Annotated in this window: 22 protein-coding genes; 16 read left to right on the top strand and 6 right to left on the bottom strand. The window is 71.2% G+C overall.

From position 1 onward, the window contains the following. Positions 1–11: 11 nt before the first annotated feature. Positions 12–449: a hypothetical protein gene (locus ATL45_RS00075; RefSeq protein WP_093156965.1), complete on the top strand. Its 438-nt coding sequence runs from the start codon at positions 12–14 to the stop codon at positions 447–449. Here the strand turns inward: ATL45_RS00075 and ATL45_RS00080 are convergent. Further along, the gene (locus tag ATL45_RS00080) at positions 435–1,358 is read right to left on the bottom strand and encodes a LysR substrate-binding domain-containing protein (protein WP_093156966.1); all 924 of its coding nucleotides are present in this window, start codon (positions 1,356–1,358) and stop codon (positions 435–437) included. The two genes, ATL45_RS00075 and ATL45_RS00080, sit on opposite strands and share 15 nt — an antisense overlap. 73 nt (positions 1,359–1,431) lie before the next feature. Between ATL45_RS00080 and ATL45_RS00085 the strand changes: the two genes are divergently transcribed. From ATL45_RS00085 to ATL45_RS00095, 3 genes are all read left to right on the top strand, one after another. Next, on the top strand, positions 1,432–2,850 hold the full coding sequence (locus ATL45_RS00085; protein ID WP_246025079.1) for an MFS transporter: 1,419 nt from the start codon (positions 1,432–1,434) through the stop codon (positions 2,848–2,850). Then, positions 2,841–3,017 (top strand): hypothetical protein, encoded by a 177-nt coding sequence (locus ATL45_RS38640; protein WP_170210106.1) that lies wholly within the window; start codon positions 2,841–2,843, stop codon positions 3,015–3,017. Before ATL45_RS00085 ends, ATL45_RS38640 begins: the two co-directional genes overlap by 10 nt. A gap of 377 nt (positions 3,018–3,394) precedes the next feature. Further along, positions 3,395–4,741: an MFS transporter gene (locus ATL45_RS00095; RefSeq protein ID WP_093156969.1), complete on the top strand. Its 1,347-nt coding sequence runs from the start codon at positions 3,395–3,397 to the stop codon at positions 4,739–4,741. Between the two features lie 26 nt (positions 4,742–4,767). Here the strand turns inward: ATL45_RS00095 and ATL45_RS00100 are convergent, their stop codons facing one another. The 3 genes from ATL45_RS00100 to ATL45_RS00110 form a co-directional block, all read right to left on the bottom strand. Then, the gene (locus ATL45_RS00100; protein ID WP_177242045.1) at positions 4,768–5,016 is read right to left on the bottom strand and encodes an AbrB/MazE/SpoVT family DNA-binding domain-containing protein; all 249 of its coding nucleotides are present in this window, start codon (positions 5,014–5,016) and stop codon (positions 4,768–4,770) included. A gap of 113 nt (positions 5,017–5,129) precedes the next feature. Next, positions 5,130–6,452 carry an MFS transporter gene (locus ATL45_RS00105; RefSeq protein WP_093156971.1) on the bottom strand — a complete coding sequence of 441 codons (1,323 nt, stop codon included), beginning with the start codon at positions 6,450–6,452 and terminating at the stop codon, positions 5,130–5,132. Between the two features lie 274 nt (positions 6,453–6,726). After that, positions 6,727–7,656, bottom strand: coding sequence for a LysR substrate-binding domain-containing protein (locus ATL45_RS00110; RefSeq protein WP_093156972.1), 930 nt, complete (start codon positions 7,654–7,656; stop codon positions 6,727–6,729). A 173-nt stretch (positions 7,657–7,829) separates the two neighbouring features. Here ATL45_RS00110 and ATL45_RS00115 point away from each other — a divergent pair, with 173 nt between their 5' ends. From ATL45_RS00115 to fabG, 6 genes are all read left to right on the top strand, one after another. Next, positions 7,830–9,149, top strand: coding sequence for an MFS transporter (locus tag ATL45_RS00115; protein ID WP_246025080.1), 1,320 nt, complete (start codon positions 7,830–7,832; stop codon positions 9,147–9,149). A gap of 11 nt (positions 9,150–9,160) precedes the next feature. Then, the gene (locus ATL45_RS00120) at positions 9,161–10,312 is read left to right on the top strand and encodes an acyl-CoA dehydrogenase family protein (protein WP_093157108.1); all 1,152 of its coding nucleotides are present in this window, start codon (positions 9,161–9,163) and stop codon (positions 10,310–10,312) included. An 80-nt stretch (positions 10,313–10,392) separates the two neighbouring features. Then, positions 10,393–12,510 (top strand): acetate--CoA ligase family protein, encoded by a 2,118-nt coding sequence (locus ATL45_RS00125; protein WP_170210107.1) that lies wholly within the window; start codon positions 10,393–10,395, stop codon positions 12,508–12,510. 372 nt (positions 12,511–12,882) lie between these two features. Continuing rightward, complete coding sequence (locus ATL45_RS00130; RefSeq protein WP_093156975.1) at positions 12,883–13,263, top strand: Zn-ribbon domain-containing OB-fold protein; 381 nt, start codon at positions 12,883–12,885, stop codon at positions 13,261–13,263. A 136-nt stretch (positions 13,264–13,399) separates the two neighbouring features. Then, complete coding sequence (locus ATL45_RS00135; protein WP_177242046.1) at positions 13,400–14,548, top strand: thiolase family protein; 1,149 nt, start codon at positions 13,400–13,402, stop codon at positions 14,546–14,548. Between the two features lie 23 nt (positions 14,549–14,571). Further along, complete coding sequence (fabG, locus tag ATL45_RS00140) at positions 14,572–15,300, top strand: 3-oxoacyl-ACP reductase FabG (protein ID WP_246025081.1); 729 nt, start codon at positions 14,572–14,574, stop codon at positions 15,298–15,300. Between the two features lie 55 nt (positions 15,301–15,355). Here the strand turns inward: fabG and ATL45_RS00145 are convergent, their stop codons facing one another. Then, positions 15,356–16,507, bottom strand: coding sequence for a CaiB/BaiF CoA transferase family protein (locus tag ATL45_RS00145; protein WP_093156979.1), 1,152 nt, complete (start codon positions 16,505–16,507; stop codon positions 15,356–15,358). A gap of 178 nt (positions 16,508–16,685) precedes the next feature. Here ATL45_RS00145 and ATL45_RS00150 point away from each other — a divergent pair, with 178 nt between their 5' ends. The 5 genes from ATL45_RS00150 to ATL45_RS00170 all read left to right on the top strand — a co-directional run bounded on the left by ATL45_RS00150 (position 16,686) and on the right by ATL45_RS00170 (position 22,263). Next, positions 16,686–17,408, top strand: a complete 723-nt coding sequence (locus tag ATL45_RS00150) for a GntR family transcriptional regulator (RefSeq protein ID WP_093156980.1) — start codon at positions 16,686–16,688, stop codon at positions 17,406–17,408. A 105-nt stretch (positions 17,409–17,513) separates the two neighbouring features. Then, on the top strand, positions 17,514–18,650 hold the full coding sequence (solA, locus tag ATL45_RS00155) for an N-methyl-L-tryptophan oxidase (protein WP_093156982.1): 1,137 nt from the start codon (positions 17,514–17,516) through the stop codon (positions 18,648–18,650). A gap of 16 nt (positions 18,651–18,666) precedes the next feature. Next, positions 18,667–20,109, top strand: a complete 1,443-nt coding sequence (locus ATL45_RS00160; protein ID WP_093156983.1) for a sodium:solute symporter family protein — start codon at positions 18,667–18,669, stop codon at positions 20,107–20,109. Next, positions 20,106–21,263: an NAD(P)/FAD-dependent oxidoreductase gene (locus tag ATL45_RS00165; protein ID WP_093156985.1), complete on the top strand. Its 1,158-nt coding sequence runs from the start codon at positions 20,106–20,108 to the stop codon at positions 21,261–21,263. Before ATL45_RS00160 ends, ATL45_RS00165 begins: the two co-directional genes overlap by 4 nt. A gap of 130 nt (positions 21,264–21,393) precedes the next feature. Next, positions 21,394–22,263, top strand: a complete 870-nt coding sequence (locus tag ATL45_RS00170) for an aminoglycoside phosphotransferase family protein (protein WP_211841147.1) — start codon at positions 21,394–21,396, stop codon at positions 22,261–22,263. A gap of 27 nt (positions 22,264–22,290) precedes the next feature. Here the strand turns inward: ATL45_RS00170 and ATL45_RS00175 are convergent, their stop codons facing one another. After that, positions 22,291–22,977: a dienelactone hydrolase family protein gene (locus tag ATL45_RS00175; protein ID WP_093156988.1), complete on the bottom strand. Its 687-nt coding sequence runs from the start codon at positions 22,975–22,977 to the stop codon at positions 22,291–22,293. A gap of 132 nt (positions 22,978–23,109) precedes the next feature. On the opposite strand from ATL45_RS00175, the gene ATL45_RS00180 reads away from it, so the two are divergent. After that, positions 23,110–24,330, top strand: coding sequence for a DUF418 domain-containing protein (locus ATL45_RS00180; RefSeq protein ID WP_246025082.1), 1,221 nt, complete (start codon positions 23,110–23,112; stop codon positions 24,328–24,330). Positions 24,331–24,333 lie beyond the last annotated feature (3 nt).

The raw sequence follows: 24,333 nt of genomic DNA on the forward strand, positions 1-24,333 counted from the left end.
CGGAAACGGAGATGACCTTGCTGGAGCACATCGCCAACCACGAGCAGTACCAGACCTGGAACGGCCAGGACGGCCGCCACTGGGCCGATCACCACCGGCGCTACGACGCGATGGCGGGCGGCTTCGCCGAACGCCTCCTCGACGCCGCGTCGATCAGCGTCCGAGGCCGGGCCGTCACCGGGATCGAGGTCCCGAGCGTCGTCGGCCGGAACTCCGCTGAAGCCGCGGACTTCCTGCTCGCGGGGCAGCTGGGCTCGGTGACCCGCAACGCGGCACGCACGCCGTCGACGACGCGCGGCAGGCGGTCATCTCGGTTCTCCTCGCCTGCGAGAGCGAGGGCATCGTGCAGCTTCCCGCTCGCGGTTGGCCAGTCACAGCGCGGACATCCGAGGGAGCGACAGTCCACTCCGGACGCTCTGGTCACTCCGGTGCGGTCATCGAAGGCGTGACGGCGGGAGCAGCGTTGCCGCCGTGGTGCTGATCGTTTCGAGGGACGCTGCTACTGCAGGGTGGTCCCGGCGGCCGAGGCGGGTTGCCGCCGTGATCCGGCGGGCCGGGGCCGGTTCTCCGTGCAGGGGCAGGCGGACGACCGGCCAGTCGTCGTGCAGGCGGGCGAGGCGCGGCACCAGGATGATGCCGAAGCCGTGGGCCACCAGGGCCGCGCCCGTGTCCCACTCGTTGGCGTAGTGGGCGATGTTCGGCGTGAAACCCGCTGCCATGCAGGCGGTTCGGACGAGATCGTGGTAAGCGCCGCCGGGCAGCGCCACGATCCACGGCTCGTCGGCCGCGTCGGCGAGGGTGACCGCGCGGAACTCCGTCAGGCGGTGCCGCGCGGGCACCACCAGGTCCAGCGGGTCGTCCAGCAGCGGCTGCTGGTCGAAGCGCTCGTCGGCGGTGGACGGCGTGTCCGCCGAGTTGATCACCAGCGCGAGGTCCGCCTCCCCGGCCAGCAGCAGGTCGAAGCACCGGGCCGGTTCGGCTTCGATCACCCGCACCCGCAGGCCCGGGTGGCGCTCGCGCAGCGCCGCGGCCGCAGGAGGCAGCAGATTCGTCGCGGCGGTGGAGAAGCCGCACAGCGTGAACGAGCCGCTGGGTTCCTCGGACAGCGACGCGAGCTCGGCGTAGGCGCGTTCGGCCTGCGCCTGCAAGGCCTCCACGTGCCGCAGCAGCGCCCGGGCCGCTGCGGTCAGCTGGATCCCGCGACCGCGCTGGGCCACCAGCTCGACGCCGAGCTCCTCGGCCAGCTGCCGGAGCTGGTAGGAGACAGCCGACGGGCTGTAGTGCAGAGCCGCGGCAGCGGCGGTGACCGTGCCGTGGTGGGCCACCAGCTGGAGCACCTTGAGCCTCGGGTCGAGCATGCAACCATTTTGCACAGTTCTGTTGCAGATCGTTTGATTCTCTTTCCGGGTCGCAGCGGCCAACCTGGGAGGCGTGACGCTCGCGAACTCCTCCGCTCCGGTGCCCCTCGTCGACCGCGCGCGTGAGCTGCGCACCGGCCTGTTCGTTCTTGTCGTGCTGACGGCCGGGGCCTACCTGCCCAGTCCGCTGTACCCGGCCTACCAGAACTCCTTCGCGGTCAGCGATCTCGCCATGACGCTGATCTACGCGACGTTCGCGCTGGTCAGCGCGCCCGCGCTGCTGCTGTTCGGCTCGGTGTCGGATGCCGTGGGGCCGCGGTCGGTGCTGCGGGTCAGCATCGCGCTGGCCGCGCTCGGGTCGGCCTGCTTCGCCTTCGCGTCCGGCCTGGAGTGGCTGCTGGTCGCGCGAGCCGCACAAGGACTCGCACTGGGCGCGGCGACCGGGGCGGCCAGCTCGTTGATCAGCGAGCGGACGTCTGGTCGGGTGAGCGGCGCGGTGCTGGCCAGCACCGCTTTCGTGGCGGGCACGGCAGCGGGGCCGATCGCCGGCGGGGCGCTCGCCGAGTACGCGCCCGCACCGCACGTCCTGCCGTTCCTCCTGCACCTGGTGCTGCTCGGGATCGGGTGGCGGCGTGTGGCGAAGCTGACCGGATGGGCGCCGCGGACCGGCCGGTGGGCACCGACCCGACCGGAGATCCCGCCGGGCACCCGGATGGTCTTCACCGCGGCCGCGGCCACCGGGTTCCTCGCCTGGACGGTGGCGGGCCTGTTCCTCGCGGTCATCCCGGCGCTCCTCGACCGGAGCGCGCAGGGCGATCAGGCGGTGATCGGCGGAATCCTGGGGGCGGTCCTGATCTGCTCGGTGCTGACCCAGCCTCTCGTGCCCCGGCTCGGCACGCGGAACGCGCAGCTCACCGGGCTCGGCGCCCTGCTGATCAGCCTCGGCCTGCTGGCGGGCAGCGCAGGCGGCTCGCTCCCGATCACCCTGCTCGCCGCCGTCGTGGCCGGTGCCGGGCACGGCCTGGCCTACGGGGGTGCGGCGGCAGCCGTCGACGCGGTCGCGCCGGTGGGCGAGCGCGGTGCCATCACCGGTGCGCTGCACCTCGCCTTCTACCTGGGCGCCGGGCTGCCCGCGATCGCCGTCGGGCTCGTCACGCTCGGGCATCCGCTGACCACCGCGACGTCCTGGGTCACCGCGTGCGCGGCCGCGCTCGTTCCGCCGGCCGGTGCGGCCGTCGTGCTGGCCGGGCCGGGACGCGGCGACCGCGCTGATCGAGGCCGGACAGCAAGCCTAAGCTGCTGGTCATGGGACTCTTCTCGCGGCGCAAGACGCCGGCCGGGCCACCGCAGCCGTTCGCGTTCGTCGTGGAGAACGTCTTCTCGGTGCCGATGCGCGGAGTGGTGTTCACCGGTCGCGTCGAGAGCGGGCAGGTGCAGCAGGGGCAGGACGCCGTCCTGCACCTCGCCGGGGACGAGCGCGCCGTGCGGGTGAAGAGCATCGACGTGCGCCGGCGGTCCGCCGCCGTGGCCGGGACCGGCGAAGAGGCCGGGCTCTACCTCGACGGGATCACCGCGCGCGACCTGCCCACCGTTCCCGGCGGCGACGGCAGCCTCATCGACAGCGACGCGGTCGCGGGCGCCCGACTCGTCTCCGCCTGATCGGACCCGCGGAAAAATCAGTTGCCCGTCTCGCGGGCCGGGACCTAACCTCCTCGGTACACAGGAAAGGAGGTGGTCCGACGTTGAAGACGTACAGGACTTGTGAGGTGGCTGTCCGCTAGGACCGCCCAGCCGGCCCAGCGTGCGTTGGTCGCGCGGGTGAGCGGTCGGCGAATACCAGGCAGCTACCCGGCCCCGGGGCTCCGAACTGCGTCCGGTTCGGCCCGTCGGATCACCGACGGGAAACGGCCCCGGGGTCGCTGCTTTTCCTGCCGCGGTACAGGATTCCCCTAGCGCGGTGAGGGATTCACCACTGGGTGCGGTTCACCCGACTTCCTAACGTGTCGGTCACCACTGACCTCGCGTGAGGACTTCCGATGACTTCGACCCGGCAGGCAGAGCAGTCTTCCAGCGTGCTGCGGGTGGGGGTGGCCGCAGGCGTCGGCACCTCCCTGGAGCTGTACGACTTCACCATCTACGGCACCGCCGCGGCGCTGGTGTTCGGTGATGTCTTCTTCAAGACCGGTGACGCCTGGCTGGGCACCTTCCTCAGCCTGTCGACCTTCGCCGCCGGGTTCGTGATGGCTCCGCTCGGCGCCGCGGTGTTCGGCTGGATCGGCGACCGCAAAGGCCGCCGGACGGCGCTGTCGGCCGCGTTCCTGCTGATGGGACTGGCCACGCTGGGCATGGGCGTGCTGCCGGCCTACGCGGTCATCGGCGTCGCCGCGCCGCTGCTGCTCGTCACGCTCAGGTTGCTGCACGGCGTGGCCCGCGGCGGTGAGAGCGCCGGGGCCGCGGTGCTCGCGATCGAGCACGCGCCCGTGCACCGTCGCGGCGTGTACGGCTCGTTCGTCGCCCTCGGCTCGCCGGTCGGGACGATCCTGGCGAACTTCGCCTTCGCCATGGTTCTGTTCCTGCCGGACGAGGAGGTGCGGGACTGGGGCTGGCGGTTGCCGTTCCTGGCCGGTGGCCTGGTGCTGCTGCTCGGGCTGTGGGTGCGCAAGGGCGTGGCGGAGAGCCCGGTCTTCCAGAAGATGGTCGCCGACGAAGCGCAGGACACCCGTGTCGCGCGGCCGCTGCTGGACGTGATCAAGTCCGACTGGCGGCGCATCGCGCTGACCGCCGGGGTCAACATCGGGCTCACCGCGACCACTTTCACGCTGCTGACGTTCATGCTGTCCTACGCCACCGCCAGCGCGCCCGAAGGGCTCGGGCTGCCGCGCCAGGCGATCGTGAACGGTTCCCTGCTGGGCCTGGCCTGCCACGCGATCCTCAACATCACCGCCGCGTGGCTGTCCGACCGCATCGGGCGCAAGCCGGTCATGCTCACCGGAGCCGTGCTGTCCCTGGCCGCCGCGCTGGTGATGTTCCCGATCGCCGCAGCGGGCACCGTCTTCGCCGTGAACACCGCCGTGGTGCTGGGATTCGTCGGCACCGGTGTCCTCTTCGGACCGATGTACACCTTCTTCGCCGAGGCGTTCCCGCGCGAGAAGCGGCAGTCCGGCGTCGGCCTCGGCTACCACCTCGGCGCGGTGCTCGGCGGCGGTATCACGCCCATGATCGCGAACCGGATCATCGCGGGCACCGGCGAACCGCTCAACGTCGGCTACTACCTGGCGGCCCTGCTGACGCTGTCGCTGGTCTGCCTGCTGTTCCTCCCGGAAACCGCACCGGCCCGGCTGGCGCGAGCGGCCCGCCGGGAATCCGCGCCCGCGGCCCGGTAGCGGTGAACCAGCTCAGCCGACGACGGTCACTCCTCGTCCGCCGCCCGCTGCGCGCCCGGCCGCGACGGCATGGCCTGGGCGATGAAGCTGTCGAAGAGGTCCTGGCGCACGATCGCGATGCCCTGCTCGGCATCGGCCAGGAGCAGCAGGGTGTCGCCGGGGTTGATCCCGAACAGGTCCCGCGCTCCCTTGGGAATGACGATCTGGCCCTTCTCCCCGACCTTGACGGTCCCGGCGAACTTGCCGGGCCCGGACGGCAGATCCTCGGTGTCCACAGCGCCTCCCACGACGAGCGGTCGTACTTTTCCCACAAGTAGGATACGTGTGCCGAGCAACCGCACGTCGAAGGGCACCTCCGACGGCTCGGAGGTGCCCTTCGACGATCAGATCAGGCAGCGACGGGTCGGCGCGGGGTCGCGAGATCCCAGCGGTGACGGGTCAGCAGCACCGGCACGCCTTCGCCCCGGGCTTGCGCCGCGAAGACCTCCGCGCGGGCGCGGCGCCACCACACCACCGTGCGGGACGCGCCGAACAGCAGCAGCGCCACCAGCGCCAGCATCGCGACCCGGTACTCCGAGCCACCCGGCATGCCCTGCCCGAGGTCCAGGAGCAGCCCCACGAACAGCACGCCCAGCGCCGTCGCGGAGTGACCGCCGGAGTTGGCCAGACCGGTCGCCGTGCCGACCTGGTGCATCGGGTTGAAGTCGCGCGCCAGGACCATGGCCACGGACGAAACCGGGCCACCCAGGGCGAAGATCAAGAACGTCGTCGCGATCACCGCGATCGGCGGGTGCCCCTGCGGCCAGGTCAGCAGCACCACCCAGGACAGCGCGTTGATCGCCAGGTAACCCAGCACGATCCACATCCGCCACTCCGGTCGGCGGCCGATCAGCGCGCCCACCAGCGGGCCGCCGACGACCTGGCCGATGATCAGCAGGCTGAGCAGCACGCTCGCCGTCGGCGCGGCCACGCCGAGCCCGTTCACCAGGTACGGGAAGCCCCACAGCAGCGTCAGCGCACCCGAGGCGAACAGCGTGCTGAAGTGCGTCCAGAACGCCAGCCTGGTGCCCGGCACCGACCACGCGTCGCGCACCTGCTGGAACACCGCTCCGCCGCGGCGAGGCTGCGCGCCACCCGGCACGACGTCCCGCACGACCGTGCCGGTCACCGCCGCGTATCCCAGGGTCAGCGCACCCGCCAGCAGGAAGGTCGCCGTCCAGCCCAGGTTCTGCAGCGCCATCGCGAGCGGGAACGTGGCCGCAACGCCCCCCAGCGCCCCCAGCGCGCTGGACACCGTTGCCACCAGTGCGTACCGGCGGGCGGAGAAGTGCGATGCCACCAGCCGGAGAATGCTCACCCACATCAGCGCGTCGCCCAGCCCCAGCACCGCGCGGGCCACCAGGCCCGCCGAGTACGAGTCGGCGACGGCGAAAAGCACTTGCCCGGTCCCCAGGAGCACCACCGCGACGGTGATCACCCGGCGGGAACCGAAGCGGTCCACCAGCAATCCGGTGGGAATCTGCATGCCGGCGTAGATGCCGACCTGCAGGACCGTGAACGCGCTCAGCGCGGCCGGACCGACGTCGAAGCGGTCCAGCGCCTGCGTTCCGGCGACCCCCAAGCTACCTCTGTGAAAAACCGCGGCGAGATAGGCGATCACCGCCGCGCTCCAGATCCACCAGGCCCGACGCTCCGGTCGGTCGGCAGTCACCAAAGACCTCCTTGTTCAGATGTGCGAACCGGTCGACGTCGATCGGTTGTCCACCGTGCATGTCGCCGCCCGCCACGGCGGAGTTACGCCGAATCGAAGTGCACTGCGCCACATTCCAACGTTTTCCATGCACACCAACGAAAACTCGCTAGTACATCCACAGTGGACTATGTGACGCAGATCGTCGGAATGCAATTTCAATGGAAATCGGACGTCTGATTTCCATTGAAATTGCAGCGCGGTGACCCGTTCGAGGGGCGCGCCGACCGAGCGGTCAGAGTTCGGCGACGACCTCGTCGAGGAGTGCGACCAGACCGGCCAGGGCCGGGTTCGCGTCGTCGGCTCGCCACACCAGCGCCAGCGGGACCGGCGGCGCGTCGTGCACCGGCACCAGCACCACGCCCGGCACCTTCAGGTGCCCCGCGGTCGCCGGGACCAGACCGATCCCGGAGCCGGCGCCCACCAGCGACAGGATCGTGTGGGTGTCCGGTGCTTCCTGCACGAAGCGCGGGCTGAAGCCGTGGCGCAGGCAGGCGGCCTGCACCAGCTGGTTGACCACCGATCCCCGGTTGGTCGGGTAGCTGATCACCGGCTCGCCGCGCAGGTCGGCCATCCCGACGCCGCGGCCGACCAGGCGGTGGTGCTCCGGCAGGGCCACCGCCAGCGGGTGACGCTCCAGCTCCCGCACGCGCAGACCCCCGGTCGGCACCGGCAGTCGCAGCAGCCCGGCGTCGATCTCCTGCTGGTGGATCCGGTCGACCAGCTCGCCGCCGTAGAGCGGGCTGAGGATCTCGAAGCGCACGTCCGGGTAGCGCTCCCGGAACTTGCGCACGATCAGCAGCATCACCTGGTAGGAGGTCTGCCCGCTGAACCCGAGCCGCACCGTCCCGATCTCACCCGCCGCGGCCTGCCGCGCCAGCCTGGGCGCCGCTTCGGCCGATTCCAGCGTCTTGCGCGCCTCGCGCAGGAAGGCCTCCCCCGCCGCGGTGAGCGCGACCTGCCGCGTGGTGCGCCGCAGCAGCGGCACCCCGACCTCGTGCTCCAAGCGCTTGATCTGCTGGGACAGCGGCGGCTGGGACATGTGCAACCGGACCGCGGCGCGCCGGAAGTTCAGCTCCTCGGCGACGGCGACGAACGCCTGCAGGTGGCGCAGCTCCACACCGACCTCCCGACCACGAGCGGCTTTGCCCAGGTCAACGCGCATTGTGTCGCGCAGCCGAATCAAACCTAACCGATTTTGGTGTTAGACGGAACACATCCGCTGACCTAGCTTCGAGGCACCGGGATCGCGGCGCGGCGCTCACCGCGTCGCCGAATCATCCGGCGTCCCAACGGTTTTCGACCTGCTGCGGCAGGAGTCCGGACGGAGCCAGTGCGATGAGACGTCTTTCCGAGCAGGAGAGGATGGGCCGCAGAGCGGGTATCGCTTCGTTCGTCGGCACCAGCATCGAGTGGTACGACTTCTACATCTACGGCACCGCCTCCGCGCTGGTGTTCGGCAAGCTGTTCTTCCCGGTGGTCACGCCCGCGATCGGCGTGCTGGTGTCGTTCGCGACGTTCTGGGTCGGCTTCCTGGCTCGCCCGCTGGGCGGCATCGTCTTCGGCCACCTCGGCGACCGGGTGGGCCGGAAGAAGGCGCTGATCATCACGCTGCTGCTGATGGGCTTCACCACCGTCGGCATCGGCCTGCTGCCCACCTACGCCACCATCGGCATCGCCGCGCCGATCCTGCTGGTGCTGCTGCGCGTCGTGCAGGGCCTGGCCGTCGGCGGCGAGTGGGGCGGCGCGGTGCTCATCGCCACCGAGCACGCGCCGAAGGGCCGCAGCATCACCTCCGGCTCCTGGGCCCAGCAGGGTTCGCCGTCCGGCCAGATCCTGTCCGCGCTGGCCTTCACCCTCGTCTCGCAGCTGCCCGACGACGACTTCTACAGCTGGGGCTGGCGCATCCCGTTCCTGGCCTCGGCGGTGCTGGTCGTGCTGGGCCTGGTGATCCGGCTGAGCATCGCCGAATCACCGCAGCTGACCAGGCTCAAGGAGACCGGGCAGGTCGCGAGGTTCCCGCTGCTGGACACCTTCCGGCACCACACCGGGCTGGTGGTGCTCGGCGTGTTCGCCTGCGCGATCGTGTTCTCCGCGGCGTACTTCAAGAACACCTTCGCGGTGTCGTGGGCGACCAACGAGCTGGGCTTCGAGCGCGAGACGTTCATGACCGTGGTGCTCATCGCCAGCATCACCCAGTTCTTCGTGCAGCCCTTCGGCGCAGTGCTGGCCAGCCGGTTCGGCGTGCGCAAGGTCGTCACCATCCTGCTGGTCGCCGAACTGCCGGTGCTGCCGCTGATGTTCGTGCTGATCAGCACCGGCAGCTTCGCGTGGTCGGTGGTCGGCATGGTGGCCGCGACGCTGCCGCACGTGATGTTCTACTCGATCCTCGCCGGTGTGCTGGCCGACGCGTTCCCGGCGCGCGTGCGCTACACCGCGATCTCGCTGTCCTACGGCCTGGCCGGGACGCTGCTCGGCGGCACCACCCCGATGATCGGGCAGCTGCTGCTGACCTCCTTCGGCTCGATCGTGCCGGTGGTCGGCTGGGCGGTGGTCACCGTGCTGATGTCGCTGATCGGCGTCCGGGCCCTGCTGACCCGCTCCGCGCGGCTCGCCGCGGAGACCGAGACCTCCGGCGCCAGGGCCGGGGCCGAGTGATGGGTGGTGCGATGGATCCGAACGTGTTCGACGACGTGCTGCGCACGGTGCGCGACTTCGTCCGCGGCGAAGTGGTGCCCGCCGAGGACGAGATCGAGCGGACCGATGCCATCCCGGCGCGGCTGCGCGAGGCTGCCGCCGGCATGGGCTTGTTCGGCTTCGCGCTGCCGGAGGAGCACGGCGGGCTCGGCCTGTCGATGAGCGAGGACGTCCGGCTGGCCATGGAGCTGGGTTACGCGGTCCCGGCGTTCCGGTCGATGTTCGGCACCAACAACGGCATCGCCGGGCAGGTGATCGTCAAGTACGGCACCGCGGAGCAGCAGCAGCGGTGGCTGCCGAAGCTCGCCGCCGGCGAGGCGATCGCCTCCTTCGCGCTCACCGAGGACGGCGCGGGCTCGGACCCGAGCTCGGTGCGCACCAAAGCGGTCCGCGACGGCGAGGAGTACGTGCTCTCCGGCGCGAAGCGGTTCATCACCAACGCCCCGCACGCCGATGTGCTGGTGGTCTTCGCCCGCACCGGCGAGGACGTGCACGGCGGCATCTCGGTGTTCCTGGTCGAGACCGGGCTGGACGGGGTCCGGATCGGGCCGCCGAACGCGAAGATGGGCCAGGCCGGTGCGCACACCGCGGAGGTGTTCTTCGACGACGCGCGGGTGCCCGCCGCGGCGCTGGTCGGCGGCCAGGAGGGCACCGGGTTCGCCGCCGCGATGTCCTCGCTGACGCGCGGGCGGCTGCACATCGCGGCCATCTGCGTGGGGCTGGCCGGGCGGATCGTCGAGGAGTCGGTGCGCTTCGCCGCCGAGGCCGAGCAGGGCGGCCGGCCGATCGGCCGGTTCCAGCTGGTGCAGGCGTTGCTGGCCGAATCGCAGGCGGAGTACTACGCGGGGCGGTCGATGGTGCTGGAGGCGGCGCGCGAGTACGACTCCGGGGCCGACACCAGGCTGGCGCCCTCGTGCGCGAAGTTGTTCTGCAGCGAGATGGTCTCCCGGGTGGCCGACCGGGCGGTGCAGGTGCACGGCGGGTCCGGGTACATGCGCGGGGTACCGGTGGAGCGCTTCTACCGCGACTCCCGGGTGTTCCGCATCTACGAGGGCACCAGCGAGATCCAGAAGCTGATCATCGCCAAGCAGCTCCTGCGCCGGTACACCCGCGATTTCAATTGAAATTGGACGTCCGATTTCAATTGAAATCGCGGAACCGGACATCTGAGCACTCCCCCGTCCCCGCTGCGAGGAGGATTGACGTGGCCAACTCCGCGATCCAGCGCCTGCTGCACCCCCGGTCGATCGCCGTGCTGGGCGCCTCGGACAACCCGGTCAAGCTGTCCGGGCGTCCGATCGAGCTGATGAAGCGGTTCGGCTACACCGGCAGGCTGCTGCCGGTCAACGCCCGGCGCGCGGAGGTCCAGGGCCTGCCCGCCTACCGCGATCTGGACGAGATCGACGGCGAGATCGACCTGGCCATGGTGATGCTGCCCGCCGACAAGGTCGCCGACGGGCTGCGCGACTGCGCCGCGCGCGGCATCCCGGCGGCGATCGTCGGGGCGTCCGGCTTCGCCGAGATCGGTGCCCGCGGCGAGCACCTGCAGCGGCAGCTGGAGGCGGTGATCGCCGAGACCGGAATCCGGGTGCTGGGGCCGAACTGCCTGGGCATGTTCAGCCTGCGCGACCGCGCGATGCCCACCTTCACCTCGGCGATGGACGACAGCTCCGCGCTGGTCGACGGGCCGGCGGCCTTCGTCAGCCAGAGCGGTGCTTTCGGCACGTTCATCTTCAGCGCGGCGCAGCACGCCGGGCTCGGCATCTCGCACTTCCTCAACACCGGCAACGAAGCCGACCTGTCGGTGGCCGAGGTGCTGGGCGGGCTGGTGGAGACCGACGGCGTCGAGGTGCTGATGGCCTACCTCGAAGGCGTGCACCGGGGCCGGGAGCTGCTGGCGGTGGCACGCCGGGCGCACGAGCTGGACAAACCGATCCTGGTGGTGAAGGTCGGCAGCTCCGAGGCCGGGGCCCGCGCCGCCCGGTCGCACACCGCCTCGCTGGCCGGGGAGGACGCCGTGTTCGACGGCGCGGCCCGGCAGCACGGCATCGTCCGGCTCGCCGGGCAGGAGCAGCTGCTCGACACCGCGCAGGTGTTCGCCGGCGGGCGACGGGCTCGCGGTCGCCGGTTGAGCACGCTGTCGCTGTCCGGTGGCGCCGGTGTGCTCATGGCCGACGTGGCCAGCGACAACGGCCTGCTGGTGCAGCCGTGGGACGAGGCGTGGCAGCAGCAGATGGCCGAGGTCATCCCGGCCTACGGCTCGCCGCGCAACCCGATCGACCTGACCGCCACGCTGATCAGCGACCCGGATCTGCTGCGGCGCGGTCTCGACGTCGCGGTGCGGCATCCCGGCACGGACATGATCGCGGTGCTGCTGGGCAACGCCGACAACGCCTCCGCGCAGCTGATCGACGCCATCGAGCAGGCTCACCGGGCCACCGACCGGCCGTTGGTGGTGGTGTGGACCGGTGGCAGCGGCCGTCCCCGACGGCGACTGCAGGAGCTGGGGATCCCGTGCTTCACCGATCCCGGCCGGGCCGCCGCGGCTCTGGGCAAGCTCGCCGATTTCAGCCTGCGCCCGCCGCTGCCCGAACCCGAGCGCCCGGACGACATCGACGAGCAGGTGGTCCGCGCGATCATCCAGGACCTGCGGGACGAAGGCCGCACCCAGCTCGACGAGCACGAGTCGAGCCGCCTGATCGCCGCCTACGGCATTCCGTGCGCGGGGGCCTTCCCCGCCAAGACACCGGATGCCGCGGTCGCCGCCGCGCACGAGCTCGGCGGCCCGGTGGCGGTCAAGCTGCTGTCCAGGAGCATCGGGCACAAGTCCGACATCGGCGGAGTGCGGCTCGGCCTGACCGGGGACGCGGAAATCCGTGTGGCAGCGGAGGAATTGCTGACCGTCGCCCGCGACGCCGGTGATCCCGGGGCCCGGCTGCTGGTGCAGCGGATGGCCGCGGGCACCGAGCTCATCGTGGGCATCAAGCGCGATCCGGCGTTCGGCCCGGTCGTGGTGGTCGGTTTCGGCGGCGTCCTGGTCGACGTGCTCGCCGACAGCCGGGTCGGCGTCGCGCCGCTGGACGTCGACGCGGCCGAACGGCTGCTGCTGTCGCTGCGCGGCAGCCGCCTGTTCGGCGAAGTGCGCGGCAAGCCCGCGCGCGACCTCGGCGCGGCGGCCGATGCGGTGGCGCGCCTGTCCTGGCTGGCCCACGACCTGGCCGACGACATCGCCGAACTCGACGTCAACCCGCTGCTGCTCGACGAGGTGGGCAAGGGCGTCATCGCGGTGGACTGCCTGGCCGTGCTGACCCCGGCGGAGTGATGGGCCGGCGCATCAGACCCCGGCGCACCGGTGCTGTGGCGGGTGGTTGCGCGATTTCAATGGAAATCGGACCGTCGATTTCAATGGAAATTGCCGACCTCCCCGGAGTGTCGGGACCACGACACACCGGCGCCGTGTCGGGTCGTTGCATGATTTCAATGGAAATCAGACGTCTGATTTCCATTGAAATCGCGTGGGTTCTCCCATCCCGGGATGGGATTTTCCCTTCGGACAGGGGAAGTTCACCGCCCGGCGTGGGGAATGTGGCCATACGTCGGCGTGTCGGTCACATGCCGGTGGTTCGGACGGAAGCCGGCCGCCGAAGACGGAAGTGGGACACCGAGGGCGTGCTGCTGGGAAGGAAGATGCCGGATGACTGATGTGATGGCGCTGGACGGGGCTCCAGAGGTGGTGTTCCGGGATGGGCTGGCTGCTGGGGAATTGCGGTTCCAGCGCTGCCGGAAGTGCTCGGCGGCGGTGTTCCAGCCGCGCGTGCTGTGCCCGGCGTGCGGCAGCGACGACCTGGCCTGGCAGCGCAGCAGCGGACTCGGCTCCGTCTACGCCACGACCGCGGTGCGCACCCGCGAAGGCGCGCACAACGTCGCACTGGTCGACCTGGACGAGGGTTTCCGCATGATGTCGCGGATCGAGGGCGTCGCCGCCGACCAGGTGGTCATCGGGACGCGGGTGCGACTGGCCGTGGTCGAGCAGGACGGGCAACCGGTCGCGGTGTTCCGGGAGGAGATGTCATAACGCCCATTGGCCAACCGGAGTCCTGCCCAACCGCACCTCAGGGGACCGTGATGCAACCCAGCCACAAGAAACCGCACAACGCGAGATCAATCCGGACGCAACCACCGCTGAAAAGCGCGGAGAGGCGGGACTGCCCATGACTTTGCGTGGAACGACCGCTGTCGTCGGTGTGGCCGAGTCGGATCTCGGGCAGGTCGCGACGGGGCTGACCCCGCTGGACCTGGCCGGGCAGGCGACCGTGCGCGCCCTGGCCGACGCCGGGCTCGAAAAGTCCGATGTGGACGGATTGTTCACCGCGTCGTCCTACTACCCGATGTCGGGCATGGACACCGCCGAGTACCTGGGCATCCGGCCGGCGTACGTGGACGGCTCGACCATCGGCGGCAGCTCGTTCGTCTCGCACCTGCTGCACGCCGCCGCGGCGATCGACGCCGGGTTGATCCGCACCGCCCTGATCGTCTACGGCAGCACCCAGCGCTCCGACGGCGGCAGGCTGGTCTCGCCGTCCAAGCCCAATCCGTACGAAGCGCCCTACCGGGCCCGCCACCCGGTCAGCATGTACGCGATGGCGGCCGCGCGGCACATGCACCAGTACGGCACCACCCGCGAGCAGCTGGCCGACGTGGCGGTCGCCGCGCGGCAGTGGGCGCAGCTCAACCCGGCGGCGTTCGCGCGCGATCCGCTGACCCGCGAGGACGTGCTGGCCGCGCGGATGATCAGCGATCCGCTGACCAAGCTGGACTGCTGCCTGGTCACCGACGGCGGCGGCGCGGTGGTGCTGACCAGCGCCGACCGCGCCCGCGACCGGCCCGGCGAGCCGGTGTTCCTGCTCGGCGGCGGTGAGGCGGTCTCGCACCGCAGCATCTCGGCGATGCCTGATCTGACGGTCACCGCGGCGGTGGAGTCCGGCAGGCGGGCGTTCGCGATGGCCGGTCTGGGGCCGCAGGACGTCGACGTGGTGGAGCTCTACGACGCCTTCACCATCAACCCGGTCCTGTTCCTGGAGGACCTCGGGTTCTGCGCGAAGGGCGAGGGCGGCGCGTTCGTCGCCGAGGGCCGCATCGCGCCGGGCGGCGAACTGCCGGTCAACACCAACGGCGGCGGGCTGTCCTACTGCCATCCCGGCATGTACGGGATCTTCACCATCATCGAGGCGGTGCGCCAGCTGCGCGGCGAGTGCGGTGCCCGCCAGGTCGCCGACGCCGGTGTGGCGCTCGCGCACGGCAACGGCGGAGTGCTGTCCAGCCAGGTCACCGCGCTGTTCGGCACCGAACGGGCGCTGTGACCGACATTGCGAGGAGGTTGTTGATGCTGCAGGACAAGGTCGCGGTGATCACCGGCGGCGGCAAGGGAATCGGGTTCGCGATCGCGGAGAACTTCGTGGCCCACGGCGCGAAGGTGGTGCTCGCCGACATCGACGGCGCTCAGGCGCAGAAGGCCGCGGCGGAACTCGGCCGCAGCGCGCTCGGCGTGACCTGCGACGTGACCGATCAGGACGCGGTGCAGGCGGCGGTCGAGGCGGCCACCGGCGAGTTCGGCGCGCTGGACGTGATGGTGAACAACGCGGGCATCACCCGCGACGCCACGATGCGCAAGATGACGCTGGAGGACTTCGAAGCCGTCCTGGACGTGCACGTCAAGGGCGCCTGGCTGGGCACTCGCGCCGCGGCGGCGGTGATGCGCGAGCAGGGCAGCGGTTCGATCGTGAACATCTCGTCGATCTCCGGCAAGGTCGGCATGATCGGGCAGACCAACTACAGCGCCGCCAAGGCGGGCATCGTCGGCCTGACCAAGGCGGCGGCCAAGGAGGTCGCGCACAAGGGCGTGCGGGTCAACGCGGTGCAGCCCGGCCTGATCCGCACCGACATGACCGCGGCGCTGCGCGAGGACGTCTGGCAGGCCAAGCTGCAGGAGATCCCGATGCAGCGCGCCGGTGAGCCCTCCGAGGTGGCCGACGTCGTGCTGTTCCTGGCCTCCGGGCTGTCCTCGTACATGACCGGCTGCGTCCTGGAGATCACCGGCGGCCGCCACCTCTGACCCGGCAGGAGGCGCCGTCCGGCCGACGGCGCCTCCGCACCCGTGAGCCGGCGGATCAGTCGCAGGGTGGTTCGGCGTGGCCGCCGAGTTCGGCCAGGATGGCCTGGGTGTGCTCGCCGATCTCCGGGATCGGGTCCATGCGCGGTTCGCGTCCGGGGACCGTGACCGGGGGCAGCAGGGTTCGCAGCGGTCCGGCCGGGGAGTCGACCTCGCGCCAGCGGTCCCGAGCCGCCAGCTGCGGGTGCTCGGCGAACTCGGACACGGTGCGCATCCGGGCGTTGGCGATGCCCGCGTGCTCCAGCCGCCGCTCGATCTGCTCGCTGCTCATCGCCGCGAACACCGCCTCGATCGCGATCTTGAGCTCGAAGACGTTGGCCACCCGCTTCGGGTTGGCGTCGAACCGCGGATCACCGGCCAGGCCGGGCTGGTCGAGCACCTGCTCGCAGAACTTCACCCACTCCCGCTCGTTCTGCACGCCGAGGAAGACCTGGCTCCCGTCGCCGGCGGCGAACGGCCCGTAGGGCGCGATGGCGGCGTGCCGCGCTCCGGCTCGCGGCGGCTCGGTCCCGCTGTAGGAGTAGTAGTACGGAAAACCCATCCACTCGCCCAGCGCGTCGAACAGCGACACCTCGAACGCCGTGCCGCGCCCGGTGCGCTCGCGCTCGTACAGCGCGGTGAGCACGCCGGTGTAGGCGTACATGCCGCCGGCGATGTCGGCGGTGGAGATGCCGGTCTTGGCCGGTTCGTCCGGGCTCCCGGTGATCGAGACCAGGCCGGTCTCGCACTGGATCAGCAGGTCGTAGGCCTTCTTATCGCGGTAGGGCCCGGAGCTGCCGTACCCGGAAAGGTCGCACACGATCAACCGCGGGTCCTTCGCGCGCAACTCGGCCGCGCCCAGCCCGAGCCGTCCTGCCGCTCCCGGGGCGAGGTTCTGGACGAACACGTCCGCGCGGTCCAGCAGCTGGTCCATCACCGCCCGGTCGGCCGCCGCCTTGAGGTCCAGGACGATGCTCTCCTTGTTGCGGTTGAGCCAGACGAAGTGGCTGGACAGTCCCTGCACCGACGTGTCGTAGCCGCGGGCGAAGTCGCCCGCCGGGCGCTCCACCTTGATCACCCGCGCGCCGAGATCGGCCAGCTGCCGGGTGGCGAACGGGGCGGCGACGGCCTGCTCCAGGGAAACCACGGTCACGCCTTCCAGCGGAAGCATCGACCCGCTCTCCTTCCCGCCGAGGGATTTGTACGGCCAATCGAACGTCAGCCTCCCCTGAGATGTCAATGCTGTTCCGCCGCGCCGGAATCGACTATGGCCGTACATATCCGGCAAACATTTGACCGTTCGAAAAGACTATTGACCGGTCAAAAGACGGCAAGCTAGATTCCACCTCGTGGCAACCCCGGCGTACCTGCGCATCCGCACCGAACTGGAGCAGCGGATCCGCTCCGGTGCGCTGCCGCCCGGCAGCCGGCTGCCCACCGAGGCCGAGCTGCAGCAGCAGCACTCGGTCAGTCGCGCGACCGCGCAACGAGCGCTGACCGAGCTGGCGCAGGCCGGGCTGGTGGAGCGCCACCGGCGGCGCGGCACCTTCGTCGCCGAAGGCGCGCGGCAGGAGAACCTGCTGCGCGTGGTGAACCCGACGTTGCAGGGCCCGGAGATCCCGGGCAGGCACGCGGTGGACTCCGCGGCGGTGATCCCGGCGCGCGATGCCGACGTCGAACTCCCCGGCGTGCCCGGCGACACGCCGGTCAACCAGCTGCGGCGGCTGAAGTTCGACGTGGACGACAATCCGATCGCCGTCGAGCTCTCCGCCGTTCCGTTCTCGCTGGCACCACGAATGCTGGACGAGGACCTGGCACACCTGACCGTGCACGACTACTTCGCCCGAACCGGCGTACCCGCGGCCAAGTCCCGGGTCTACATCGACCCCGTCCTGCTCGACCAGGCGACCGCGACCCGGTTGCGGATGTCCCCGGGCGGTGCGGTGATCCGGCTCCGCCGGCTGACCTGGCTCACCGACGGCAAGCTCGCCGAAGCCATGTGGCACATCATCCGGCCGGACCTGGTCGAGTTCTTCATCGAGCAGTCCGTTCTGTCCACACCGGACTCCTGATCCTCCGGTACCGGGTTCCCGCCGGGAACCGGTGCAGCTCTCCACACCACCAGTCCTCCCACGACTGCGCCCTCTTCCGCGTTTCTCCGCACTCCTGGAGCGACCATGAGCCAACCTCGCGTCGCAGTGATCGGCACCGGCGTGATCGGCGCCATGACGACCTGGCAGCTCGTCCGGCGCGGAGCCGACGTGCTCGCCTTCGACACCTACTCCCCCGGCCACGACCGCGGTGCCTCCGCCGGGGAATCGCGCATCTTCCGCACCGCCTACAAGGAGGGCTCCGACTACGTCCCGCTGCTGCAGCGCGCCGGCCGGTTGTGGCGCGAGCTGGAACGGGCCGCGAGCGCCGAGCTGCTGACGATGTGCGGCGGCCTGACCATCGGCCCCGCCGACCATCCCGACATCCGGGCGGTGCGGCGGTGCGCGGAGGAGCACGGCCTCGACCACGAGGTCTTCGACGCCGAACTCGCCCGCAAGCGGTTCCCCCAGCACCGGATCGACGACGACGAAGTCATGGTGCTCGACCCGGCCGCGGGCGTGCTGCGCCCCGAGCCCGCGGTGCAGGCCGCGTTGCGCATCGCAGCCGATGCGGGCGCGGAAGTCCTTGCCCACCACCGGATTTCCGAGGTCGCCGAGACCGCGAACGGGTGGCGGATCACCAGCGGCGGCACCTATTTCGACGTCGACCACGTCGTGTTCGCGCCCGGCCCGTGGGCGCACGAGCTGGAACCGCTGCGCTCGCTGCCGGTCGAGGTCCGGCGGATCACCGCCTGCTGGTTCGCCGCGCGCGACACCGCCGCGCACCGGCCGGACCGGCTGCCGATCGCGATCCGCCGCCACCGGGAGGCCGGGTTCTCCTGCTTCCCGCTGCTGGACGGCGTTTCGGTCAAGATCGTCCCGCACCACCTGGGCTGGCCCACCCTGGCCAGCCCGGACGACCTGCCGCGCAGCGCCGAGCCCGAGTTCGCCCGCGCGGCCGCGGCCGCCGCGGAACGGCTGCTGCCCGGCGTCACTCCGCACCCGGTGCGCATCGGCACCTTCGCCGAGGGCTTCACCCCGGACGAGCACGCCCTGCTGGGTCCGCTGCCCGGGCACCGCAACGCCACGGTCATGACCGGGTTCTCCGGCCACGGCTTCAAGCTCGCCCCGGTGTTCGGCGAGATCGGCGCCGACCTCGCGCTGAACGGCAGCACCGAGCACGACATCACCCAGCTGGACCCCGACCGCTTCGCGCGCGCGTGACCACCGGAGGTCGACCATGCCCACAGGATCCACCGGACAGATCATCGGGATCGTCGTCGCCAGCCTGCTGGTGATCGGCTTCGGCATCGCCATGTCCGTCTACTTCGGACGGAAGGCGAAGAACTCGCAGGACTGGCTGTCGGCGGGCGAATCGCTGCCGCTGATCGTCGTCATCATCACCCAGTTCGCCACCGCCACCGGCGGCGGCGTGCTGATCGCGCACGTCGGCATCGGCTACCGCTCCGGCTGGTCGGTGTTCATCTACGAGGGCTGCGTGCTGATCGGCTTCCTCGTGCTGATGCTGATCGCGAAATGGCTCCGGCAGCAGCGCTTCACCACCGTGCCGGACATCATCACCAGGCTCTTCGGGCAGCACAAGCTGGTCACCGCGATCGCCGCGCTGGCCGCCCTGGTGGTGCCCTTCGGCTGGCTGGCCACCCAGTTCGTCGCCTTCGCGCAGCTCTTCGGCCAGCTCACCGGCGTCTCCCCGACCGCGCTGATCCTGCTGATCATGGTGGCGTCACTGCTGTTCGTGCTGCCGGGCGGGCTGACCTCGGTGGCCTGGACCGACTTCGTGTTCGGCATCTTCATGATCGCGATGTCGCTGGGCGTGGCGGCCTACGCCGTGCACCTGGCCGGCGGCTGGGGGCACATCACCGCGACGGTGCCGCAGCGGCTGTGGGGCTGGGAGGGCTTCACCGCCGTCGGCTGGGAGCAGATCTGGCTGTGGGTCGCGGCGATCCTGCCGGGCACGCTCACCAACCAGCTCTACTACCAGCGGGTCTTCGCCACCAAGAAGGTCTCCGACGCGCGCCGCGGGCTCGGCCTGTCCGGCCTGACCATGCTCATCGGCGGCATCTACGCCGGGTGCATCGGGCTGGCGGTGCACTCGATGAACCCGGGCCTGGCCAACGAGGAGGACGCGGCCGGCTGGCTGCTGACCCAGCTGCCGACCTGGCTGGTGGTCGTCTTCGGCGCGTTCCTGGTCTCGACGATCGTGTCCACCACCGGCGCCGCGCTGCAGTCCGTGGTCGCCAACCTGACCCGCGACGTGTACCAGAACATCGTCGGCAGGCAGCAGAGCGAGCGGCAGGCGGTGTCGCTGTCCCGGCTGATCACGGTCGGCGTGTCGATCCTGGCCGCGGTGCTGGCGATCCTGTTCCCGAAGGCGCTGACCTGGCTGGTCGCCACCTACGCCTACTCGGCGGCCGCGCTGGCCGCACCCATCTTCCTCGGCTACGCGCTGCACAAGCGCCGCCGGCTCACTCCGCTCGCCGCGATCGCCAGCATGCTCACCGGCATCATCGGGTGCGCGGTGGCGCAGGTGCTCGACACCACCGTTCCGTACGCGGTGTACGGCATCGGCGCGTCGACCGCGGTGCTGCTGGCGATCGCGTTCGCCACGCCGGGGAAGCCCAGTGCAGATGTCCGCAGCGAACCAGTGAGGGAAGAAGCATGAAGATCGCCGTGATCGGTCTCGGCGTGCTGGGGGCTGGTGCCGCCCGCGCGCTGGCACTCGCCGGCGCCGAGGTGACCGTCTTCGAACGAACCGCACCGCTGGCCGGCACCTCGGGCACGTCGTTCGCCTGGACCAACTCGCACAGCAAGAACCCGCGCTCCTACCACGACCTCAACGTCGCGGGCATGGCCGAGCACGCCGAACTGGCGAAATCCGGTGCGGACTGGTTGGTGCGCAACGGGAATCTCGAGTGGGCGCAGGACCCGGCGGGGGCCGAGCGGCTGGCCGCGTCGGTCGCGGAGCTGACCGGGCGCGACTACCCGGTGGAGTGGATCACCCCGGACCGGGCCCGCGAGCTCGTGCCCGACCTGCGGGTGCCGGGCGAGGTCCGGGACATCGCCTTCTACCCCACCGAAGGACATGTCTTCCCGGCTCTGCTGGTGGCCCGGCTGTGGGGCGAGGCGCGCGAGCACGGCGCGGAGCTCCGCTGCCCCGCCGAAGTGCTCGGAGTGTCCGAAGTGGATGGACGCGCCCGTGTCGAACTGGCCGGCGGTGCAGCAGATTTCGACGCGGTGGTGGTCGCCACGGGCCGCTGGACCGAAACCCTGACCGCGGCGGCCGGGTACCGCGTCCCGATGGCGGACCCGGACGCGGCGGGCTCGGCGACGGTCGGCCTGCTCGGCTACACGCGCCCGCTGGCCACCCGTCTGGACCGGGTCCTGACCACGCCGGACCTCAACGTCCGCCCGGACGGCGCGGGCCGCCTCATCGTGCAGGGCCTGGACCTCGACGCCCACGCGGACCCGGCGAACCCGCCGTCGCCCGGCGGCGACCACGCACGAACCCTGTGCAGCCGCCTGAACGACCTGCTCGCGGGCACCGAGGGCGCGAGCCTGGAATCGCTCCGGGTCGGTCAGCGCGCGATTCCCGCCGACGGCCTCACCGTCGCCGGATTCCTGGGCGACAGCGGCAGGATCTACACCCTCGCCACCCACAGCGGCATCACCCTCGGCCCGCTCCTGGGCCGCCTCGCAGCGCAGGAAGTCCTCACCGGCACCCCGGCGGACGCCCTGGCCGACTTCCGCCCCCAGCGCCTGATCGGCCAGTCCGGCCTGCCACCGCTGAAACCGGCCCGCTTCGCAGGCCAGCAGTGACCGCGCCGGGCGGCCGGGAAAACCGGTTTGATCGACCTGCGAGGCCATGACACGCTGCCAACGACCGTGGTCCGCCGGTGCGGGGTCATCTCGCACCGGCGGGCCCGCGACCTACCCACGGGAGCTGCTCTTGACCGTCGAGACAACACCGGTGATCGACGCCGCGCTGGCGAGGCGCCTGGTCGACGCGCAGTTCCCGCAGTGGGCCGGGCTGCCGCTGCGGCTGCTCGCCCCGGCCGGGTCGGATCACGTGATCTACCGGCTCGGCGAGGAGCTGTCCGTTCGGCTCCCCCGCCACGACGGCGCGATCGAGCAGGCGAGGAAGGAAGCCGAGTGGCTGCCCCGGCTCGCCCCGCACCTGCCGCTGGCCGTCCCCGAAGTGGTCGCGGTGGGCGAACCGGGCTTCGGCTATCCGTGGCCGTGGGCGGTGTCGCGCTGGCTGGACGGCGAGGTCGCGACCGCCGACACCCTGTCCGGCTCGCACGAGACCGCAGTCGCGCTGGCCGAGTTCCTGACCGCACTCCACCGGATCGACGCCGCAGCGGCCGAGCACCTCACCGGCGAGCCGCTGGCCGAACGGGACGCGGAGACGCGATCCGCCATCGCGGAGGTTCGTGGCACGTTCGACGCCGCGGCGATGACCGAGCTGTGGGACACCGCCCTCGCCGCCCCGGGTTGGGGCCGCCCACTGGTCTGGTTCCACGGCGACTTCCACACCGGCAACCTGCTGACGACCAACGGCCGCCTCAGCGCGGTCATCGACTTCGGCGAGCTCGGCACCGGCGACCCGGCTTGCGATCTGACCATCGCCTTCACCCTCCTCTCGCCCGAGACGCGAGCCACCTTCCGCTCCGCGCTCGACGTGGACGACGACACCTGGACCCGCGGTCGCGGCTGGGCCCTGGCCACCGGCTTGAACGCCTACACGTCCTACGCCGCGACCAGCCCCCGCGTCGCGGCCCAGACCACTCGCCAGATGACCCAAGCCCTCCTCGGCTGAACCAAGCTGTGCGAGGGGCGGGCTCGATCAGGTGAGGTGACGGCGGAGGAAGTCGAGGGTTCGCGGCCAGGCCGTGCGGGCCGAATCCTCGTGGTAGGAGGCCGGGTTCTGGTCGTTGAAGAAGGCGTGCCCCGCCGGGTAGAAGTAGATCTGCGGGCGGACCGGGGACTGCTGCTGGACCTTGTCCCGCAGCTCGCCGACCGCGTCCACGCTGATCGTGCGGTCGTACTCGCCGAAGTGGCACAGCATCGGCGCGGTGAGGCCGGAGAAGTCCGTCTCGGCCACCGACGGCAGGCCGTAGAACGGCACCACCGCGCCGACCCGCTCGCCCTGCTGCGCGCCCAGCACGATCGCGAACTTCCCGCCCATGCAGAACCCGACCACGCCGACCGACGAACCGCTCACCTGCTCGTGCCCCAGCAGGAAGTCGACCGCACCGGCGAGGTCGCGGGCCGCGCGGTCGACCGGCAGCGCCTGCATCAGCCGCGCCGCTTCCTTCCCGTCGTGCGTGGTGCGCCCGCCGTAGAGGTCCGGGGCCAGCGCGACGAAGCCCTCCGCCGCCAGCCGGTCCACCACGTCCGCGACGTGGTCGGTCAGCCCCCACCACTCCTGGATCACCACCACGCCGGGGCCGCTGCCCGACGGCGTCGCCAGGTAGCCGTGCGCGGTGCGCCCGTTGCTGGGGAAGCTGACGTTCTGGTGCGGATTGGTCACCGTGGCACTCCTCTGACCGGATCTCTGCCGACCGGCACATGGTCGCGCCGGGCCGGTCTGATCGCACGTGCGTCCCCCAGGTCAAGATCAACACCGTAGCCCGTCCGGATCAGCTCGCGCATCGACCAACTGGTGGATGCGGTGGATGCGGTGGTGGAGATCGCCGACCGACCGGTCCACCGATACCCGGCGGTCCCGCCTGCGAGCATCGTCGAAGCCATGTCCTCGACCCTGACCGGCACGAGCCCGGTCCACCAGGAACGCTCCCTCGCCCCGGACCTCGCCCGCGGCGCGATGCTCGCGCTGATCGCGCTGGTCAACTCGGCGATCTACCTCTACGACCGCCCGTACGGCCTGAAGCAGCACATCGTCGAGCACGGGCTGCTGGACCGCATCACCAGCACGCTGGTGACGGTTCTCGCCGACGGGCGCGCCTACCCGATGTTCGCCGCCCTGTTCGCCGCCGGCGCGGTGCAGGTGCTGCAGCGCTCCGGGCCCGGGGCCCTGCGCCGGAGGTGCTGGTGGATGCTGGCGTTCGGGCTGGTCCACGCGGTGCTGCTGTTCCCCGGTGATGTGCTGGGCCTCTACGCGGTGGTGGGCTTCGCGATCGCCGCGTCGACCCGGATCCGGGAGCGCACCCTGCTGATCGCCGCCGGGTGCTGGCTGGTGGTCGTGGCCGTGGTCCAGGGCGTCGTCAACGCGATGTCCCCGACCGGGGACCAGCGGTCCTACTTCTGGTCCTTCGCGGTCGATTCGCCGCTGGAGGCCCTCGCCCTCCGTCCGCTGGAATGGCTGATGATGCCGTTCGGGATGCTCGGCGTGCTGAGCGCGGCGCTCGTCGGCATCTGCATCGGGCGGCGCGGAATGCTGACGGATCCGGCGCGGTACCGCGCTGTGCTGGTCCGGGTCGCGGTCGGTGGGCTCACCGTTGCGGTGCTCGGCGGGCTTCCGCTGGGCCTGGCCGTCGGCGGCTTCTGGACACCGGGGAGCCTCGCCGCCGCGTGGGCCGCTTCAGCCGCGCACGCGGTGACCGGCGTCGCCGGAGGTCTCGGCTACGCAGCGCTGATCGGCCTGCTGGCGCTGCGGCTCGGTGCACGGCGCGGCCCGGTGGTCCGGGCGATCAGCGCCTGCGGGCAGCGTTCGCTGAGCTGCTACCTGTTCCAGTCCGTGGTGTTCGCGACGCTGCTGCTGCCCTTCACACTGGGTCTGGGCGCGACGTTGGGTTCCGCCGAGGTCGCGCTGCTGGCGCTGGGCACCTGGCTGATCTCGGTGCTGCTGGCCGAAATCCTGCGGCGCGCGGGCAAACCCGGCCCGGCGGAGGTGTTGCTGCGCCGCCTGACCCGCCGCGGCTGACCT

The sequence above is a fragment of the Saccharopolyspora antimicrobica genome, from assembly GCF_003635025.1.
In the GTDB taxonomy this organism is placed as follows: domain Bacteria; phylum Actinomycetota; class Actinomycetes; order Mycobacteriales; family Pseudonocardiaceae; genus Saccharopolyspora; species Saccharopolyspora antimicrobica.

Excerpts from the sequence above, each read along its gene's own strand:
- ATL45_RS00075 (WP_093156965.1), top strand. The coding sequence starts at position 12 with ATGACCTTGCTGGAGCACATCGCCAACCACGAGCAGTACCAGACCTGG.
- ATL45_RS00080 (WP_093156966.1), bottom strand. The coding sequence starts at position 1,358 with ATGCTCGACCCGAGGCTCAAGGTGCTCCAGCTGGTGGCCCACCACGGC.
- ATL45_RS00095 (WP_093156969.1), top strand. The coding sequence starts at position 3,395 with ATGACTTCGACCCGGCAGGCAGAGCAGTCTTCCAGCGTGCTGCGGGTG.
- ATL45_RS00110 (WP_093156972.1), bottom strand. The coding sequence starts at position 7,656 with ATGCGCGTTGACCTGGGCAAAGCCGCTCGTGGTCGGGAGGTCGGTGTG.
- ATL45_RS00115 (WP_246025080.1), top strand. The coding sequence starts at position 7,830 with ATGAGACGTCTTTCCGAGCAGGAGAGGATGGGCCGCAGAGCGGGTATC.
- ATL45_RS00120 (WP_093157108.1), top strand. The coding sequence starts at position 9,161 with ATGGATCCGAACGTGTTCGACGACGTGCTGCGCACGGTGCGCGACTTC.
- ATL45_RS00130 (WP_093156975.1), top strand. The coding sequence starts at position 12,883 with ATGACTGATGTGATGGCGCTGGACGGGGCTCCAGAGGTGGTGTTCCGG.
- ATL45_RS00135 (WP_177242046.1), top strand. The coding sequence starts at position 13,400 with ATGACTTTGCGTGGAACGACCGCTGTCGTCGGTGTGGCCGAGTCGGAT.
- fabG (WP_246025081.1), top strand. The coding sequence starts at position 14,572 with ATGCTGCAGGACAAGGTCGCGGTGATCACCGGCGGCGGCAAGGGAATC.
- ATL45_RS00145 (WP_093156979.1), bottom strand. The coding sequence starts at position 16,507 with ATGCTTCCGCTGGAAGGCGTGACCGTGGTTTCCCTGGAGCAGGCCGTC.
- solA (WP_093156982.1), top strand. The coding sequence starts at position 17,514 with ATGAGCCAACCTCGCGTCGCAGTGATCGGCACCGGCGTGATCGGCGCC.
- ATL45_RS00160 (WP_093156983.1), top strand. The coding sequence starts at position 18,667 with ATGCCCACAGGATCCACCGGACAGATCATCGGGATCGTCGTCGCCAGC.
- ATL45_RS00165 (WP_093156985.1), top strand. The coding sequence starts at position 20,106 with ATGAAGATCGCCGTGATCGGTCTCGGCGTGCTGGGGGCTGGTGCCGCC.